Below are 18,495 nucleotides of genomic sequence, written 5' to 3'. Positions count from 1 at the left end.
CCGGGTCCCTACTCCACAGCCTTCTTCAGCACACCGATCAACAACGACAGGTCCGTGGGTCCGCTGTCCGCGTCCCGCCGGGCCCGCACGACCCGCACCTGGTCTCCGAGCTCATGCCAGTCCTGGATCCGCACAGTGGGCCGGTTCGACGGCGACGCCGAGGAATGCATCGGCACCCCGATCCCGGCGGCCTGGAACGGCACCACGGCGCCCGAGGGCAGCTTCGCCTGAGCCCGCCCCGGCAGGTACGGCCCGCCCGGCGCGGCGGTGGCCGCCCCGGCCCCGAGTACCATCCGCAGCGCCTCGGGGTTCGAGGTCTGCATCGCCACTCGCAGGTCGGCGGCCAGGCACACCGGGGCGCTCAGCGCGGCCAGGAAGGCGCGCTCGCCAGTGGCGTTGCCCGGAGCGCCGTAGCCGGCGGTCTCGATGACCGACGCGCCGAGCACTATGCGCAGCCCGAACCGGCGCCCGCGCTCGGCCAGCGCGGCCAGCGTCTCCACGAACGCCGGGTGCTCGGCGGCCAGCGCGGTCAGGTTGTCGACGGCCAGCAGTATCCGCGGCGGCGCCTTGCGCACCGCCGCGCCGCTGGAAGGGACCAGTGCCCCGGAGTGCCCGCCGCCCGAGGGGGAGGGAGATCCGGACGGCCCGCCGGGGTACCCGGCCGACTCCTCCTCCGGCGGCCACTCCCGCTGGTCGAATTCGTACTCCAGCCGCCGCACCAGACGCTCCAGCGCCTCGTCGCCGACCGCGGAGGCGTCGACGTACTCGAAGACGTGCGGCAGGTCCTCGCAGGGCGCCAGCGGCTTGCCGGGGCCGGCCGAGACCAGCGCGATGTCCAGGGTGTCCGGGTGGTTGGTCGCGGCCTGACCGGCCACCACCGCGCGCACCAGCTCCGACACCCCCGAGCGGGAGTCCCCGCCGATCAGCAGGTGCGCGGGCTCGGCGGCCAGCGGTCCGTCGGCCATTCTGCCCAGCGCTATGCGCGGCGTCGCCGGTTGCGCGCTCCAGCGCGCGGCCAGCTTGGCCGGCGTCAGCAGGTCCAGGCCGAGCAGCTCCAGCAGCCGCACCTGCTCCGGCAGGTGCGAGGTCGGGGAGACCCGGTCGATACGGGTCTGCTCCTCCGGGGAGGTCGGAGTGTCGGTGCGGTCCCGCAGCGGCGCCAGGGCCCGGGCGAACCGGTCCGCCCACGCCACCGACACCATGTCCGCCACCGCGGCCTCGACCGGCGCGGCGTGCGGCGTGTCGACGCGCAGGCGGGAGTTCACCTCGCCACCCAGTGTGACCATCGCACCGGTCTGCGGCGGCAGGTCGCCGGGCCGGTCGGCCAGGCAGATCGTGAACACCCCGGCCGCCGGCCCCTCGTCCAGCACCTCGTTCAGCTCCGCGGACCCGGTCAGCGACCGGATCGGGTCGACGACCACCACGACCGCGCGGCCGGAGTCCGGCGTCGAGGTCACCCCGGGACCCGGGGCGGGCGTGCGGCCGGTGCGCAGGCGGATCCGCTCGACCAGCTCCCCGAGCCGGGCCCGCGCCTGCTCCGGACCCAGGCCCAGCAGCCGCGCGCAGTCCTGGTCGTCCTCCGGGAGCAGGTGCGGCAGCCAGCGGGTCCAGCGCCAGTGTTCCTCGCCCGAGCTCGCGGTGTGGTCCCCGGACGGTTCCGGGGCCAGCATCACGATCTCCACGTACTTCGGGCTGTGCGCGCCGGCGACCTGCGCCAGCGCATAGCGCGCCAGCCGTGCCAGCTCCGGCCGCGGCCCCACCAGGCCCACGACGCCGCACTGCGCCAGGTCCACGGTCACCGGGACGGTCGGCACCCGCGGCTGCACCGCTTTGCCGCCGACCACGGTCACGTTCGACGGCAGCGCGCCGGTCCCCAGCCGCAGCCGCAGGAAGTCCGGCTCCCCGGGACGGCGCTCCCACAGGCGCGCGTCGGGCCGCACCGCGGACACCAGGAGGGTCGCAGGGTCCGGGGACGCTTCGCGCCGGATCCGGGCCTCGGTGGTGAGCGCGTTGGCGATGCGGCGGTCCGCGTCCGCGCGTTCCCTCTCGTACTGCTCCATAGCGATCCGGCGCTGCGCGGGACGTCCCTTGTCGGAAGGCCGCGGCGGAAGGTCGATGCGCACCTGCGGCGGATCCACCGGGCCGCGGCCCCAGCCGACCCGGCCGACCGACACGTGACCGTTGCCGTCCGGGTGCACAGGCAGATCCGGTGTACCGCCCGCCTCTACGGAAAGCGCTATAGAGGATTCCCCCATGCGCAACAGAGAACCCGGGCGCATCTCCACCGGAGCGCCGCCGACCTGTGCGCCGTCGAGCGTCATGCCGTTGGTGGAGCCGAGGTCGCGCACGTACACGCGCGCGTAATCCTGTTCATGGCGCACCAGTAGCTCAGCGTGGATGCGGGAGATGTCGGGGTCGTCCACGCGGATGTCCGCGTCCGCGCCACGCCCGATGCGGATCGGGAGTTCTCCTCCATATCCATCATCCTTGGGAGTGAGAAGATGCACGCCTCCGGCATCCGGACCGGACACCACATATAGAGCGAGATTCCCGATCAGCGTCGCGGGTGTGCCCGGCACGTCCAGCCACAGGCGCGCGCCGTCCACCAATAAGGGCCTGCCCAGCGGCGCGTCGTCCTCCAGCGGATCCAGCCCGGCGAACAGCCGTCCCGGTGCGCTGACCCCCGCAGCGGTGCGCAACTGCTGCGCCACGGAAGACAAAGTGGCGCCCGGCTCGGCGGTCACTAGAACGTCTGCGGAACTCTGCCGGGATCCTTGGGTTCGGGTGACGGTGAGCCGGATCTGCATGGGGTGCATCCTCGCATGAGGTGACAGCTACGCGACACGGATGGCCTCTCAAGCCCTAGTCTTTGCCCTGGAGGGTTCTTCTTATGCTGCCTTGGCGCGTCCACAGGGAGGGTTCTTCGGCGCGTAGTGTGCAGTGGGTCCTGGTACTGGGGGGATGAGGAGCAGCGTGGGCAGGGCGATCGGAAGCAGGTACGAGCTCGACGACGAGATCGGCCGCGGCGCGTTCGGCGCGGTCTGGCGCGGCCGTGTGCGCGCCACCGGCGAGGCCGTCGCCATCAAGGTGCTCCTCGAGGAGTTCGCCGCCGACGCCGACGTGGTGACGCGCTTCCTGCGCGAGCGCGCGGCCCTGGTCGGGCTGAACCACCGCTCCCTGGTGCGGCTGCGCGACCTGGTCGTCGAGGGCGACATCCTGGCGCTGGTGATGCAGCTGGTCGAGGGCCCGGACCTGAAGAAGTACCTGGCCGGCCGGGGCCGCCTGGAGTCGGCCGAGGCCGGGCTGCTGGTCGCCGAGGTCGCCGAGGGCATGGCCGTGGCGCACTCGGCGGGCATCGTGCACCGCGACATCAAGCCCGCCAACGTGCTGCTGGAGCAGGCCGACGGCGGGCTGCGGCCGCTGCTGACCGACTTCGGCATCGCCCGGATCGCCGACGCGCCCTCGGTCACCCGGACCCACCAGGTCGTCGGCACCCCGTACTACCTGGCGCCGGAGGTGGTGGCCGGGAAGAAGGCCACGCCGGCCGCCGACGTGTACGCCGCGGGCGTCATGCTCTACGAGCTCATCACCGGCCACCCGGTCTTCCGCGGCCCGGACGCTGTGAGCGTCTTCCGCCAGCACATGAACACCGTGCCGGAGCGGCCCGCGGAGATCCCGCAGCGGCTGTGGCCGGTCATCGCCGCGGCCCTGGTCAAGGAGCCGGAGGCGCGGCCCTCGGCGACCGTGCTGGCCGCCCAGCTGCGCGCCGCCATCGGCCGCACCGTGGAGGGCGCCGACGGCGAGCCCACGCACCACCTGCCGGTGGAGGAGCAGTACGGGACGCTGCGGCTGCCCCCGATGGCCGGAGTCGCCGGAGCCGCTGCCGCCGCGGGCGACGCCGCCAAGTCCGGCCCGGCCTCAGCGTCGGCCTCCGCCCCGACGACGGCCATGCCCGCGGTCTCCCCGTCGGCCGCCGCGGCCGCCGCCAAGGCGGCCTCCGCCGCCGCCTCCTCCATCGAGCCGACCGTCCCGGTGGCCCGCCCCGCGCCGGCCTCCGCGCCGCTCCCGCAGCGCCCGGCCCGGATCGACGGCAAGATCGCCGGCTGGGACGCGCCCTCGGAGCCGGACGCCATCGGCGCCGGCGTTTCGCGCCGCCCCGCCGGGCCCGGCAGCGTCCCCGGCTGGGACGCCCCGTCGGACCCCGACGCCATCGGCGCCGGCGTCTCCCGCCGCCAGTCCGGCCCGCCGCAGCAGATGCCCCCGCAGATGCAGCGCCAGCTCGAACAGCTGCACAAGGAGCACCAGGGCGACCCCGCGGCCTCCCAGCAGCAGCGCCTGGCCGCCTACCCGCCGCAGCCGCAGTTCGCCCCGCAGGGCTACCAGCAGCCCGGTCCCCAGGGCTACCAGCACCCGGCGCCCGGCCAGCCCTACCCGGCGCAGAACCAGGGCTACCAGCCGACCCAGTTCCAGGGCACCATCCCGGCGCCGCCGCGGCCGGTGGCCCAGGCCCCGAACCAGCCGACGCGCCAGGCGCCGCCGCGCGAACGGGAACGGGAACGCGAACGCGAGCGGGAGCGGGACCGCGACCGCGACTACGACCGCGAACCCTCCCGGCCGCCGGTCCAGAAGACGGTCGTCAAGCGCCGCCGGGGCATGCCGATGGGCTGCCTGATCAAGCTCGCGATCCTCGCGCTGGTCGGGTTCGGCATCTACACCGGCGTGAACTGGGCCATGGCCAAGATCAACGGCATCCACCACGACCTGAACAACTGGGTCTCCAAGGAGTGGCACCAGATCGCCCAGAAGATCGACCTGGAGAAGAAGAAGGCCGTCCCGAAGATCCCCGGTCCGTCGGACCTCCCGAGCTCGTTCCCGGGATCGGACAAGACGCCGTGACCCGCTGAGCTCTCCGCGGCCTCACGGCGAGCCCGCTTGCCCCAAAGGTGTTCGACGCGGGAAAGTTTCGTGTCCCCCGTAATCCCCCCGCGGGCGGACACAGCAGCGGACAGGAGCGAGAAGACCTCGTGGCGCGGAAGATCGGCAGCAGATACACCATCACCACGGTGCTGGGCCGCGGGACCTGCGGCACCGTGTGGGAGGGCGAGGGCCCGGAAGGGCCGGTCGCCGTCAAGCTGCTGCGCGAGGACCTGGCCGCCGACCAGACCCTGATCGCGCGCTTCGTGCAGGAGCGCACCGTCCTGACCTCGCTGCAGCACCCGAACGTGGTCGGGGTGCACGACCTGGTCGTCGACGGCACCGACCTGGCCCTGGTCATGGACCTGATCCGGGGCTCGGACCTGCGCCACCTGCTGGACGCCGAGCACGCGCTGCGCCCGCAGCTGGCCGTGCTGATCGTGGCCGGCGTCGCCGAGGGCCTGGCCGCCGCGCACTCGCAGGGCATCATCCACCGCGACGTCAAACCCGAGAACATCCTGCTCGACCACTCCGGCGGCGCCCTGGTCCCGCGGCTGGCCGACTTCGGCATCGCCCGCCTGGTCGACGGCCCGCGCCGGACCCGTGCCACCCGGATCATCGGAACTCCGGACTATCTGGCCCCCGAGGTCATCGAGGGCCTGCAGCCGGGCCCGGCGGTCGACATGTACGCCCTGGGCACCGTGCTGTTCGAGCTGCTGGCCGGCTGGACGCCGTTCGGCGGCGGCCACCCCGGCGCGGTGCTGCGCCGCCACGTCACCGACAAGGTCCCGCCGCTGCCCGGCGTTCCCGGCCCGCTGGCCGCGCTGGTCGCCTCCTGTCTGGCCAAGGGCCCGGCGGCCCGGCTGACCGCCGCCGAGTTCGCCGCCCGGATGCGCGACCTGGCGCCGCTGCTGGAGGACATGGCGCCGCTGAGCATCCCGGACCCGCGCGAGGGCGGCTGGGACGTGCGCTCCTCGGCCCGGGCCAGCATGCACGGCGGCCGCAACCCCACCGTCGACCCGATCCCGATGCGGCACAGCGGCATCGTCCCGCTGGTGCACAACGCCGAGGTCAAGGACGAGGACGAGGACACCCACCTCAACCTGATGCGGCCGATCCGCGAGCGGGACCAGGGAGACGTGCGGCGGCGCTCGGGCACCGGCTCGTACGACGTCTCGGAGCTGCGCGCCGAGCGGACCGGCGCCGCGGCCGCAGCCGGTTCCAAGCGGCCCCGCTGGATCGCCGCGACCGCCGCCGCGCTGCTGGTCGGGGGAGCGGCCGCGGCGATCGCCGTGGGGATGTCCGGCGGCGACGACTCCGGCAAGGACAACAAGGCGCACTCGCAGGCCCCGGCGGGATCGACGACCTCCACTGTGTCCTCGCCTCCGGGGACCAGTACGCGGTCCACCGCAGTGGGCTTGAGCTTCCAGCCTGCTCATGAGCTGCCGCCGGTGCCGGTGAGTATCCAGGGCGCTCCGCGTACAGCGGTCTTCAAGGACGCCTCCGGCACGACGACTCTCTTTGTGTTCGTCACCGGTACTGACGACACCGTGTGGTACCTGCCGGGGGAGAACAGTCACTCCTGGCTTCCGCTCCACGGACTGAAGACGGGTACAGAGCCCGCTGTAGTAGCGACGAGTGCGGGACACCTGGAGCTGTTCGCTGTGCGCAGCGACGGAGTGGTGCACCAGCGCAGCTACGCAGACGGCGGCTGGTCGGCCAAGTGGGTCCCGATCGCCAGCGGGAAGGTGCACGGAGCCCCGGGAGCGTTGGCCAACGCCGACGGGTCTGTGGTGGTCGCCGCGGTCGGCAGCGGTAAAACGCTGATGACCGCTACCGGGACTCCTAGCGGGGCGTCCGGTGCGTTCTCCTGGAGCGAATGGCAGGCCGCGTCGTCAGCGGCAGACCTCGGTCCTGGGGTGGCGTTGGCTTCTACTCCGTCGACCTCTGGCTACACCGCCTATGTGCCGCGCGCTTCGGATGACGGCGTCATGGCGATCGCATATGCGAACAAGCTGTGGGGGACGCCTGTGCAGACCCCACTGTCGGGACTGCCTACAGCGGCGACTTCCGGGGACGGTACGTCTTATGTGTTCGTGCGTTCCGCGGGCGGTGCCGTCAAGGCCATGAACGGCAACGGCCAGGCCGGTGCCGGTGGACTCCAGTCCGTGCTCCCGCCCGGGGCGACGGAGACGCCCGACGGCCGGGTCGCTGTGGTGACGGCCGCGTCTTCCACGAAGCTCCGGGTGTCGTACTCCGGATAGGCTTGTCACGTGGCTACAGATCCTTCCGAAGAGCTCAAGAACCTCCGCGCGACCATGGCCTCCATCGAGGCGGTGCTCGACCTCGACAAGCTGCGCACGCAGATCGCGGATCTGGAGGAGCAGGCCTCGGCCCCGGATTTGTGGAACGACCAGGCCAAGGCGCAGGCCGTGACCTCGAAGCTGTCGGGGCTCCAGGCCGAGCTGAACCGGTTCTCCACCCTGAACCGGCGGCTGGAGGACGTGGAGGTGCTCTTCGAGCTCGGCCAGGCCGAGAGCGACGCCGACACCCTGGCCGAGGTGCAGGGCGAGCTCATCGACGTCTCCAAGGCGGTCGGCGAGCTGGAGGTGCGCACGCTGCTGTCCGGCGAGTACGACGCGCGCGAGGCGCTGGTGTCGCTGCGGGCCGAGGCCGGCGGCGTGGACGCCGCGGACTTCGCCGAGATGCTGCTGCGCATGTACACGCGCTGGGCCGAGCGGCACGGCTATCCGACCGAGGTCTACGACACGTCGTACGCCGAAGAGGCCGGCATCAAGTCCGCGACCTTCACTGTGAAGGCGCCCTATGCGTACGGCACGCTCTCGGTCGAGCAGGGGACGCACCGCCTGGTGCGCATCTCGCCGTTCGACAACCAGGGGCGGCGCCAGACCTCGTTCGCCGCGGTCGAGGTGGTCCCGGTGATCGAGCAGACCGACCACGTCGACATCCCCGAGGACGAGCTGCGGGTCGACGTCTACCGCTCCTCCGGCCCGGGCGGCCAGGGCGTCAACACCACCGACTCCGCGGTGCGCATCACGCACCTGCCGACCGGGATCGTGGTGTCCTGCCAGAACGAGCGCTCGCAGATCCAGAACCGCGCCTCGGCCATGGCCGTGCTCCAGGCCAAGCTGCTCCAGCGGCGGCGCGAGGAGGATCAGGCGAGGATGGACGCCCTGAAGGACGACTCCTCGGGGTCCTGGGGCAACCAGATGCGCAGCTACGTCCTGCACCCGTACCAGCTGGTCAAGGACCTGCGCACGAACTACGAGACCGGCAACACCACCGCGGTGCTCGACGGGGACATCGACGAGTTCATCGAGGCCGGGATCCGCTGGCGCAAGCAGCGCGAGAACGCTTAAAAAGGACAGAAGCCGCTATATGGAGCACTAGGCTCTATATAGCGGCTTTCTTATGTATATGGGCACCACGTATAGCGATGATCCATTAATGGATTGTCGTGGTGAGAAAAGCCACAGCGATGAGCAAGGTCAACAGGACAGCGGTCATCGCCGAGGTGGACAGGCCTCCGGTCTGGCGGTGCATCTGGGCCCTCTGGCCACGGCAGACGCTGCACCTGCCCTCGGATACCGGCCCCGCGCAGTTCGCGCAAACCAGGTGCTCACAGCACATGCCGCCTCACCTCCTGTGTTCCGTACCCGCCGGCGGCCGGTGCGGATTGTGCTTCCCGGCCGAAGGGGCCATGAACCCCTACTTCCGGCGTGTACTGTCATCTCTACTGTGACACTACGACCGAGCGTACGCATAAGTGCCCGCCTGGGCTTCCTGAACGCTGCGCTTGTCGCGGAGGCGAACCCGGCATGATCAGATTCGACAGGGTCACCAAGACCTACCCGAGCCAGACCCGTCCGGCTCTGCAGGACATCTCGCTGGAGATCGAGCGCGGGGAGTTCGTCTTCGTCATCGGTTCCTCCGGGTCCGGCAAGTCGACCTTCATGCGTCTGATCCTGCGCGAGGAGCGGCCCACCGCGGGCCGGGTCCAGGTCGCGGGCAAGGACCTGGCCAAGCTGTCCAACTGGAAGATCCCGCAGCTGCGCCGCCAGATCGGCACGGTGTTCCAGGACTTCCGTCTGCTGCCGAACAAGACCGTCGAGCAGAACGTGGCCTTCGCCCTGGAGGTCATCGGCAAGTCCCGGCCCGTCATCAGCAAGGCGGTCCCCGAGGTGCTGGACCTGGTGGGCCTTGGCGGCAAGGGCGGCCGGTTCCCCAACGAGCTCTCCGGCGGTGAGCAGCAGCGCGTGGCGATCGCCCGGGCCTTCGTGAACCGCCCGATGGTGCTGATCGCCGACGAGCCCACCGGAAACCTGGACCCGGAGACCTCCGTCGGCATCATGAAGCTGCTGGACCGGATCAACCGCGCCGGCACCACCGTGGTGATGGTGACCCACGACCAGGCCATCGTGAACCAGATGCGCAAGCGCGTGCTGGAACTCGACAGCGGCAGCCTGGTGCGCGACCAGTCGCGCGGTGTGTACGGATACGTCCGCTAGAGCGCCCACGTTTCCTTAGAGCGCCCACGAAGACGCCGCACTTAAAGCAGAACTCATAGGAGTCCCCCGACTATGCGCGCACAATTCGTCCTGTCCGAGATCTTCATCGGCCTGCGCCGCAACCTGACGATGACCGTCGCGGTCGTCGTCTCCGCCGCGGTGGCCCTCGGCATGCTCGGTGTGGCGCTGCTGATGCTGTTCCAGACCAGCCACATGAAGGACTTCTGGTACAACAAGGTCGAGGTCACGGTGTTCATGTGCACCAAGGACGACGCGACCCTGCATCCCAGCACCTGCGCCGGCGGCGCCGCGACGCAGAACCAGATGGACTCCCTGCAGGCCACTCTGCAGTCCAACCAGCTGGTCCAGCAGGTCTTCCCCGAGAGCCAGGCCGACGCCTTCGCCCGGTACCAGACGCAGACCAAGGGCAGCGCCAGCGGCTCCTCGATGGCCCAGTACGTGACCCCGGACCAGATCCCGGCCTCGCTGCGGGTGAAGCTGAAGAACCCCAGCACCGAGAACATCGACGCCATGATCAGCTCCTACCAGGGGCAGCAGGGCGTGGAGACGGTGTCGGACCAGCGCACCATCCTGCAGCCGCTGTTCAAGCTGTTCAACGGACTGACAGTCTCGGCGACCACGGTCGCGATCGTGATGGTCGGCCTGGCGCTGATGCTGATCGTGAACACGGTCCGCCTGTCGGCGTTCAGCAGGCGCCGTGAGACGGGCATCATGAGGCTGGTCGGAGCCTCGAACTTCTATATCCGCCTACCGTTCCTCATGGAGGGCGCGGTGGCCGGCCTCGGCGGCGTGGCGGTCGCGACCCTGGGCGTGGCCAGCTTCAAGTTCTTCCTCATCGACCGCGTCCTGGCCCCCAACTTCACCTTCACCAGCTTCATCGGCTGGGACAAGGTGGTGGTCACCGTCCTGATCCTGATCCCGGTCGGCCTGCTGATGGCGGTCGGCGCCAGCGCCCTGTCCCTGCGGAAATACCTGAAGGTCTAGCGCCGTTCATCGGGGATAATGAACCCCATGCCGAAGGAACAAGGCCAGAAGGTCATCGCCCGCAACAAGAAGGCGCGCCACGAGTACGAGATCGAGGCCACCTACGAAGCGGGCATCTCCCTGACCGGCACCGAGGTCAAGTCCCTCCGGGCCGGCCGAGCCAGCCTGGTCGACGGCTACGCGGTCATCAAGGACGCCGAGGTCTGGCTCCAGGGCGTCCACATCGCGGAGTACGCGGAGGGCACCTGGACCAACCACGCCCCCCGCCGCAACCGCAAACTCCTGCTCCACCGCTCCGAGATCAACAAGCTCATCGGCAAGACCAAGGAGACAGGCCTGACCCTGATCCCCCTGGAGCTGTACTTCAAGGACGGCAAGGTCAAGGTCGAGATCGGCCTGGCCCGCGGCAAGAAGACCTACGACAAGCGCCAGACCCTCATGGAGCGCCAGAACAAGCGCGAAGCCGAGCGCGCCATGGCCGCCGCCTTCAAGCGCAACAACAAGCGCCGCTGACCCCCTGACCAGCACCGCACCAAACCGCGCAGCCCACACCGACGCCCAGTTCGCCCACGGCGAACCCGCTGGAGTCTGCCCGCCCGAACCGCTACTCTTGGATCACGGCCCCGGGAAACCGAAGCCGAAAGTTTGACAACTGAACAGAGACGACCAAGCGTCAGAAATCCAAACGTTTCCGACCAGAGTCGTCCGACAAGGGGCCGAACGGTTTCGACATCGGACGTTTTGGCAGGGGAAGCGGGCCGAGGAAGCAGCGATGATCTCGTTAACCACCCGCTGCACAAAAAATAACTGCCAACAAGACGCAGCTGAAGTCGCAGGCCGCTTTCGGCCTCGCCGCCTGACACTAATCAGGTAATGACTTCTGTCGACCCGGGAGCGCCTCCGGCCCGGTAAGACATCATTAGGAGGATCCACCGTCGAGCACGGCCACAGGGCCCGACGGGACACTCATGTGGCTGGGCCTGTCAGCAGCGTGCCTGTGAGACTGCCGGGGCCAAGAAAAGCGAACACAGGCTGCGCCCGGAGAAGCCTTGTCATGCCGCCGATGGACGCGGGTTCAATTCCCGCCGGCTCCACTTTTCTACGAAATGCGGCGCCATCTTTCGAGATGGCGCCGCATTTTGCTGTTCCCGGGGGATAGCCGGACTTCAAGGCGGGTCGGCATCGTACGTGGCTGCTTCGAACACATCGCTCGCGGCTGTCGGGTGCGTCAGCGGTGGGCGGTGCGGGTGACGTTGGCTAGCCCAAGGTTGGTCCAGCGATTCCGATCCTCGTCGATAACGAGCTGGTCAGGCGTGTGCAGTCTCGACGAGGGTTGTGGCGATGCCACCCATCGGGTCGATGATCAAATTGCCGGGCTTGGAATTGGCGCGATGGCGTGCGTGGCGATGGCCGGGGGTAGCGTCGCTGGCGGAAGATCGATCGGGTGCTCGATGGTGCTACACGCTACGTTGCCCGCAGATGGGCAGGTGGAGGCCCATGTGTTCGAATGATCCCGTACATGCAGTATGGCTTGCGCGTCACGGCGCACGCTTATCTCGGCCCTGCGATCCATCACTGCTCCCCCGCCTCCCCGCTCCCCGATCCACGGCGAGATTCGAGTCTACAAAAGCGATCACGGGCTCGGTAACCTGTGAGTACGAATCGGTCACTGAGTGTCTCTGCTTCGGTTGCCAGCCTCGTGATGCCGCGATCCGAGCTGTCGGGCACCAGTCACGCCGCAGCCGCGCACTTTGCCGTCGGCGGGATCGCTGACGGCAAACTGCCCGAGGCGTCGTCGTTCCAGACGACTCAGCGGCGGAGACCCCGAGGCCCAAGGCTTGTGTTGACACGAACGATCGAATATCGCGATCCTGCGGTGGTCATCGGCTGTCAACAAGGGAGATCACCGCCAGTGCCCAGTTCACGCAGTGTTTTCACGCGTCGCCGCGTCGCACTCTTCGCGGTCGGTTCGATCGCGGGCGGTATCGCCCCTTTGGCAGCGGCTCCTGCCTTCGCCGATGCTGCGGCGGGGACGGCGGCGACCGTGTACGTGGGCACGACGAGCGGCGCGACCTGTAGCGATACCGACCCTGCGGCCGGCTCGGCGACGACCCCGTTCTGCACGATTCAGACTGCTGTGGATTCGCCGCTGACAGGGCCCGGGACCACGGTGCTCGTCGCCAGTGGTACCTATCAGGAGCAGGTGAACGTCACGAAGTCGGGGATGCCGGGCGCCCCGATCACCCTTCGTTCCGCATCGCTGCTCCTCGGACAGCGGGCCGAGATCGAGGAATCCACGATGACCGCGACCGGCGCTCTTCCGGGTCTGGTCACCGTGTCCGGGCAGCACGACGTGGCGATCGACGGGCTCGACATCGCGGCCGGCCCGGTCGCCGGCGTTTCGGTGACCGGGGGGTCCTCGAACGTCGCGATCACCCGCGACTGGATCGCCTCGAACCCGGTCGGCGTCAGCGTCGAGGGCGCCGGCCCCGGGGTCACGATCGCAGCGTCCTTCATCGGGAAGGGCTCCGGCGTCGGCACCGGCGTGCACATCGACGGCACCGCCAACGCGGCGGTCACGGGCAACACCATCGAGAACAACTGTGGCTACGGCATCGAGCTCGGAGCCGGCGCGACGGCCACGACGGTCGAGAACGACGTCGTGCAGGGCAACAACCAGTCGACGTCGCCGAGATGCCCGGCGGGCGTCCAATCCTCGGGCGTCCAGATCTGGCTCGCGTCCGCCGGGTCCACGCACTTGGACTACAACATCGTGAATCCGTACCTGCCGACGACAGCCCCCGAGCCGGAGTACGCCGTCGGGGACCAGCTCTACCGGACGGCCGCGGACCTGACGGCGAGCACCGGTCTGGGCACGCACGACATCGTGGCTGATGCCCGCCTCACCAACCCCTTCCCGCAGTACACCCCGGCTGAAGGCTCCCCGGCGATCGACTCCGCGGACGAGAACGCCGTGGGTGAGTATCCGACCGACATCTATGGGAACACCGCCGTCGACGACCCGCTCGCCGCGAACACCGGGACCGGCGACGGGATCCGCGACCGCGGCGCCGTCGAACTCACCCGCGCGGCCAGGGACCCACTGAGCATGACCGTCGACAAGACGATCGGCATCACTCCCACAACGGTGACGGCGACATTGACCTCGCAGCTGTGGACCCCGGTGGCGTCCTATTCCTACGACTTCGGCGACGGAACAGTCGTCTCCTCGACGAAGACCCAGATGCAGCACACGTACACGACGCAAGGGTCGCAGGTCGTGTGGGTCACGGCCCTCGACGCGCAGGGCAACACCATCACGCGGGCGGCAAGCCCGTGGGTCAACATCTGGAACCCGGTGAACCCGGTTCTGTATCTGGATCCTGTCTACGGCAATCCGATGGCGGTCACCGCGGACGCGGGTCTGACGACCAACGCCTCCAGCGAATTCATCGACTTCGGCGACGGCAGCGGCTCGCAGCCTCTCGACCCGTCGAACGCCGCTCTGACCCATCAGTACACGAAGCCCGGCCCCTACACCGTGACCCTGTCGGCGATCGACAAGGCACGCGACCCGGCGGTCAAGACCAGCCAGAAGTTCACCGCCGTCCTGCCGCCTGCGGGGACCACGCCGCCGTCCACGCCGCCGCCGGGCGCAGCAGTGCCGATCGTCCACCGCATCGCCGGATCGGACCGCTACGCGACCTCGATCGCCGCGTCGCAGGCCCGCTGGGGCGCCGCGGCCAACCTCGACGGCGCGCCGGCCGGTGACCAGGCGCAGGCCGTCGTGCTGGCGCGCGGTGACGCGTTCCCCGACGCGCTCGCGGGCGTCCCGCTCGCCACCTACAAGCACGGCCCCCTCCTGCTCACCGACCCGAATGCGCTCCCTGACGCGACGCTGCAGGAGATCCGCCGCGTCCTTCCCGCCGACGGCAAGCACACGATCTACATCCTGGGCGGCCAGTCGGCCGTGTCCCCGACGATCGAGGCGCACCTGAAGGTGCTCGGCTACAACGTTGTCCGCTACGGCGGCACCGACCGCGCCGCCACCGCGCTGCAGATCGTCCACCTCGGCCTAGGCGACCCGGCCGACATCATCCTGGCGACCGGCGACGACTTCGCCGACGCGCTCGCCGCCGGCCCGGTCGCCTCCGACGGCGCCGAAACCGTGAACGGCAAGCCGGCGGCGATCCTGCTGTCGGGCAAGTCAGCCACTGGCGACGCCTTCACCGACCCGGCCACCGCCGCGTACATCACCGCTCGCGTCAACGCCAACGGCGGGACCTCCGGCTGCGTCAACCCGGGAACGATCATGGCTGCGGGCGGCCCGGCCCTAAACGCGTTCGAGGCCTTGCCCGCGGTGCACAACACGACGCACACCAAGTTCGCATGTATCGACGGCATCGTCGGCAAGGACCGCTACGCCACCGCGAGCCAGCTGGCCGGCCAGTTCGGCCCGGCGGTGAGCCACCCGGGCATCGCCACCGGAACCACCTTCCCCGACGCGCTCAGCGGTGGCGCCTACGAGGCGAGCATCGGACAGCCGCTATTGCTCACCGACCCGGCATCCCTGCCGGCGTCAGCGGCAGCTGTCCTCCAGGCGGTCTACAGCAACGCCTACCTTCCTTGGCCGCGTTCCGTCGCGATCTTCGGGGGGACGTCCGCGGTCAGTGACGCGGTGCGCAACCAGATTGTTGCCACGGTCCACGGACAGTTCCGCTAAAGGTGGGAATGCGCGGTGACGGCCGCGTCCTCAGGTCGAGACGCTCGGCGATTTGACGCAGTTCAAATGCGCATTCTGCTGTGCTGGGGAACGTCCTTCGCTCGGCTAGGATCGCGCCACTGTCTCGCGGTGGGGAGCCGCGTTTCTCGGGAGGGCAAGGCCAATGCGCCGCACCATCACGTCCATCGCTTTATCAACGCTCGCCGTCGGCTCGGGTTTGGCGGTGGTCCGTCCGGCTGACGCGGCGACCGCTGGCGAGCCGAGCGCGTCGCAGCTTTCGTACCGTGCGGCGCCGGGGAACGGCCTGATCTCGGCCCAGGCTGGGCTGCTCTCGTCGGTCGAGGTCAGCGGTACTGCTTCCGACCTCCACGTCTACGCCGCAGACGGAACGAACAGCTGGACGGTCAACCTGGGGGCGGCAACCGGGTCGACACTGACCGCCGGGAGCACATACACGAACGTGGGCCGGTCCCCGAGCGCTTCGTCGGCCTCGCTGGACCTGGCCTTCGACTCCAGCGAGTGTTCGACGCAGTACGCGGATTTCACCGTGTACCAGATCTCGACCGACGCCAAGGGCAACGTCACCTCGCTGGAGGTCGGCTTCGACCAGAACTGCTCGACCTCCGCTTCGGCGCCGAGCGTCAATGCCCTGATCCGGTACAACGCGACCGGGCCGCTGCCCGCGGGCGCGCCGACCGGCCTGCCGCCGGCCGCGCCGCAGGGCACGACCGGCCCGCTCGCGTTCGTGCGCAACGGGCAGATGATCCTGGACACCAACGGGGGGACCGACGGCGCCGACCTGGGTCCGTCGACCGCGAAGATGACGTTCGGCTACGCGGTCCCGGTTGGTGGGGCCGCGTGGTCCCCGTCAGTCAACCGGATCGTCTACACCCGCGACTCCCGGCTGCACTCCTACCTGCCGGACGGCAGCGGCGACATCGCGATCACCGCCGACGGTCCGTACGTCTACAACCCGGACCTGGACCCGGCGGTCGCGCCGGACGGCACCGTCGCCTTCTCCCGCGGCACCGCGATCATGCTGGCTGCCCTCGACGGCAGCTCCGCGGGCCAGGAGTACACGCTCTACACCGACAACAACGCCTACGCCCGGCACCCGACGTGGGCCGCCGACGGCTCTTTGCTGTTCGAGCGCACGGCCATGCAGAACCCCGGTAACCCGGGGCCCACACCCCAGCCCGACGTCTACCGCTTCGCAAACGGCGCTGCCAGGTTGTTCCTGGCGAACGCCGCGCAGCCCACCGTCTCGCCCGACGGGAGCCGAATCGCCTTCCTGCGCACCGACTCCCGTGGCATCAAGCAGGTCTTCACGGTCGGTGCCGACGGTGTGAGCGGCCTGACCCAGATCACCCACGGCGACACCGACGCGACCGAGCCGTCCTGGTCGCCTGACGGCTCCATCCTCGCCTACGTGATGCCGACCTGGAACGAGGTCATCGAGGTGCCGGCCGCCGGCGGCGCCCCGGTCGGCAGCATCCCGAACGCCGACGCCCCGGCCTGGCGGCCGAATCCGCTCCCGTCGCACGTCACCCGGATCGCCGGTACGGACCGGATCCACACCGCCATCGCCGCCTCCCAGCACGACTTCGCCGACCACAACAGCGCCGATCGGTCGCGCGACCAGGCCGGCGCCGTCGTCCTGGCCAGGTCCGACACCTACGCCGACGCGCTCGGTGGCTCCTCCCTCGCGGTCCGCAAGAACGCCCCGCTGCTGATCACCTCACCGACTGCACTGGCCCCGGACGTGACCCGCGAGATGCAGCGCGTGCTGGCCCCCGGCGGAACCGTGTACCTGCTCGGCGGCACCAGCGCCCTGTCCCCGGCGGTGGCCAGCGCGGTCCAGAAACTGCACTACAACGTGGTGCGGCTGGCCGGCCCCGACCGCTACGCCACGTCGGTCGCGATCGCCAAGCAGGTCGACCCGAACCCGCGGGTGCTGCTGATCGCCAGCGGCGACAACTTCCCCGACGCCCTCGCCGCCGGCGCCACCGGCCAGCCCCTGGTCCTCACCGCAGGCTCGACGATGCCCACGGCGACCCTGGCCTACCTCAACACCGTGGACCCGGTCGACCCGGGCTTCGGCGGCGTCACGCAGATCGTCACCGTCGGCGGCCCCGGCGACAAGGCCGTGATCGACGCCTACATGGCCGGCAAGCTCCACTGGGGCGAGGAGATGAGCCGCATCAAGCTGGTCGGGGCCACCCGCCAGGACACCGCCCTGCTGGTCGCCCGCTCCTTCTTCGGCGGCGTCTCCGAAGCAGCCTTCGCCACCTCAGCCACCTGGCCCGACGCCCTCTCCGGCGGCGCGATGATCGGCCACGACGGCGGACCACTGTTGTTGACCGCCCCCAGCGGCCTCTACGGCCCGGACGCCGACTACTTGCACGGCTTGGCCGGCACCGGCGGCCTCACGTCCGTGGACGTCCTCGGCGGACCGGCGGCGCTGCCGACGACGATCTCGCAGCAGATCGCAGCGCAGCTCGGGGTGGCCGGCACAGTCGTGGTCAACCAGGCGCACCGCGACCCGATCCCGCTCGGGACGCGCGCTGCCGCGGGGGCGGTGACGGCCCAGCGGTAAGGATGGCGATGCGTCGGCCCCGGCAGCAAGTGCCTGATGCTTGTGGGAATGACCGACGTTCGGCGGTGCGGAGCGCCTGGGGGTGCTCCGCATCTGCCGTCTCTATCCGTTGTTCCCCCGGGGCCACTGGCGTGCGGCGGCGGGGCAGCAGGCTCGGTGACCCCACACTAGGCCGGTCGGAGCCGGTCGGAGCCGGTCGGCAAATCCGATCTCTGTTACGGTCCCTCGATCGGACAAGCGCTCTCCGAGCGGATCGGGGTGATGATGATGCCGCAGTTCTCGGGTCGAGAGAAGCCGGTACGGCTTTACAGCGGTGGTGAGACAAGAGGACGCCGTGCGGGCATCATTACGGGGAAAGAGATACGAATCCTGAGAACCGATACCTTCACAACCACAGCAGGGTGAGCATGGTGCCCGCGGTCAGATAAGGCCCGAGCGGGATCCGGCTCTTCAGCCGACCGCGGAACAACTGCACTACGCCCCAGACGGTGGCGATCCCCCATGCGACCGTGAGCCCCTCAACCACCGACCCCCAACTCCGGGCGCTGAGTGGCGATCGTCGACTACTACCGTGCGTACACACAGACGGCGGCGTGGGTGGAGAACGACTCCCCGCTACCGACCGGCCACACGCCACCGGGTTCTTCGGCATGTTCGGCCCGGCCGTGATGGCGGCGGTCGGACCTGGCATCCGCACCGCCCACGCCCCACTGTTCGCAATGGTCTAT

At 69.9% G+C, this 18,495-nt stretch carries 10 protein-coding genes and 1 other RNA gene; 9 read left to right on the top strand and 2 right to left on the bottom strand.

What is annotated here, in order from left to right:
• Positions 1-8: 8 nt before the first annotated feature.
• Entirely contained in the window at positions 9-2,711 is a 2,703-nt protein-coding gene (locus ABIA35_RS16245) for an FHA domain-containing protein (protein ID WP_370358401.1), read from the bottom strand.
• A gap of 262 nt (positions 2,712-2,973) precedes the next feature.
• On the opposite strand from ABIA35_RS16245, the gene ABIA35_RS16240 reads away from it, so the two are divergent.
• The 9 genes from ABIA35_RS16240 (at position 2,974) to ABIA35_RS16200 (ending at position 17,767) form a co-directional block, all read left to right on the top strand.
• Positions 2,974-4,896 (top strand): protein kinase, encoded by a 1,923-nt coding sequence (locus ABIA35_RS16240; protein ID WP_370339365.1) that lies wholly within the window; start codon positions 2,974-2,976, stop codon positions 4,894-4,896.
• 128 nt (positions 4,897-5,024) lie between these two features.
• Entirely contained in the window at positions 5,025-7,178 is a 2,154-nt protein-coding gene (locus tag ABIA35_RS16235) for a protein kinase (RefSeq protein ID WP_370358400.1), read from the top strand.
• A 9-nt stretch (positions 7,179-7,187) separates the two neighbouring features.
• Positions 7,188-8,294 carry a peptide chain release factor 2 gene (gene prfB / locus ABIA35_RS16230; protein ID WP_370339369.1) on the top strand — a complete coding sequence of 369 codons (1,107 nt, stop codon included), beginning with the start codon at positions 7,188-7,190 and terminating at the stop codon, positions 8,292-8,294.
• A gap of 459 nt (positions 8,295-8,753) precedes the next feature.
• Positions 8,754-9,443 carry a cell division ATP-binding protein FtsE gene (gene ftsE, locus ABIA35_RS16225; protein ID WP_370339371.1) on the top strand — a complete coding sequence of 230 codons (690 nt, stop codon included), beginning with the start codon at positions 8,754-8,756 and terminating at the stop codon, positions 9,441-9,443.
• A 72-nt stretch (positions 9,444-9,515) separates the two neighbouring features.
• Positions 9,516-10,448, top strand: a complete 933-nt coding sequence (gene ftsX, locus ABIA35_RS16220) for a permease-like cell division protein FtsX (RefSeq protein ID WP_370339373.1) — start codon at positions 9,516-9,518, stop codon at positions 10,446-10,448.
• A gap of 27 nt (positions 10,449-10,475) precedes the next feature.
• Entirely contained in the window at positions 10,476-10,961 is a 486-nt protein-coding gene (gene smpB / locus ABIA35_RS16215; protein ID WP_370339375.1) for an SsrA-binding protein SmpB, read from the top strand.
• A gap of 199 nt (positions 10,962-11,160) precedes the next feature.
• Positions 11,161-11,545, top strand: a transfer-messenger RNA (tmRNA) gene (gene ssrA / locus ABIA35_RS16210).
• Between the two features lie 896 nt (positions 11,546-12,441).
• The gene (locus tag ABIA35_RS16205) at positions 12,442-15,171 is read left to right on the top strand and encodes a cell wall-binding repeat-containing protein (RefSeq protein ID WP_370358399.1); all 2,730 of its coding nucleotides are present in this window, start codon (positions 12,442-12,444) and stop codon (positions 15,169-15,171) included.
• Between the two features lie 163 nt (positions 15,172-15,334).
• Positions 15,335-17,767, top strand: coding sequence for a cell wall-binding repeat-containing protein (locus tag ABIA35_RS16200; RefSeq protein ID WP_370339380.1), 2,433 nt, complete (start codon positions 15,335-15,337; stop codon positions 17,765-17,767).
• 385 nt (positions 17,768-18,152) lie between these two features.
• Here the strand turns inward: ABIA35_RS16200 and ABIA35_RS16195 are convergent, their stop codons facing one another.
• Positions 18,153-18,293 carry a hypothetical protein gene (locus ABIA35_RS16195; RefSeq protein ID WP_370339382.1) on the bottom strand — a complete coding sequence of 47 codons (141 nt, stop codon included), beginning with the start codon at positions 18,291-18,293 and terminating at the stop codon, positions 18,153-18,155.
• Positions 18,294-18,495: the final 202 nt, after the last annotated feature.

Origin of the sequence: Catenulispora sp. MAP12-49, from assembly GCF_041262705.1 — a bacterium.
Lineage (GTDB): Bacteria > Actinomycetota > Actinomycetes > Streptomycetales > Catenulisporaceae > Catenulispora.
The sequence above is the reverse complement of the archived record's forward strand: the minus strand, read 5'-3'. Positions and strand labels throughout refer to the sequence as shown.

Excerpts from the sequence above, each read along its gene's own strand:
- ftsE (WP_370339371.1), top strand. The coding sequence starts at position 8,754 with ATGATCAGATTCGACAGGGTCACCAAGACCTACCCGAGCCAGACCCGT.
- ftsX (WP_370339373.1), top strand. The coding sequence starts at position 9,516 with ATGCGCGCACAATTCGTCCTGTCCGAGATCTTCATCGGCCTGCGCCGC.
- smpB (WP_370339375.1), top strand. The coding sequence starts at position 10,476 with ATGCCGAAGGAACAAGGCCAGAAGGTCATCGCCCGCAACAAGAAGGCG.
- ABIA35_RS16200 (WP_370339380.1), top strand. The coding sequence starts at position 15,335 with ATGCGCCGCACCATCACGTCCATCGCTTTATCAACGCTCGCCGTCGGC.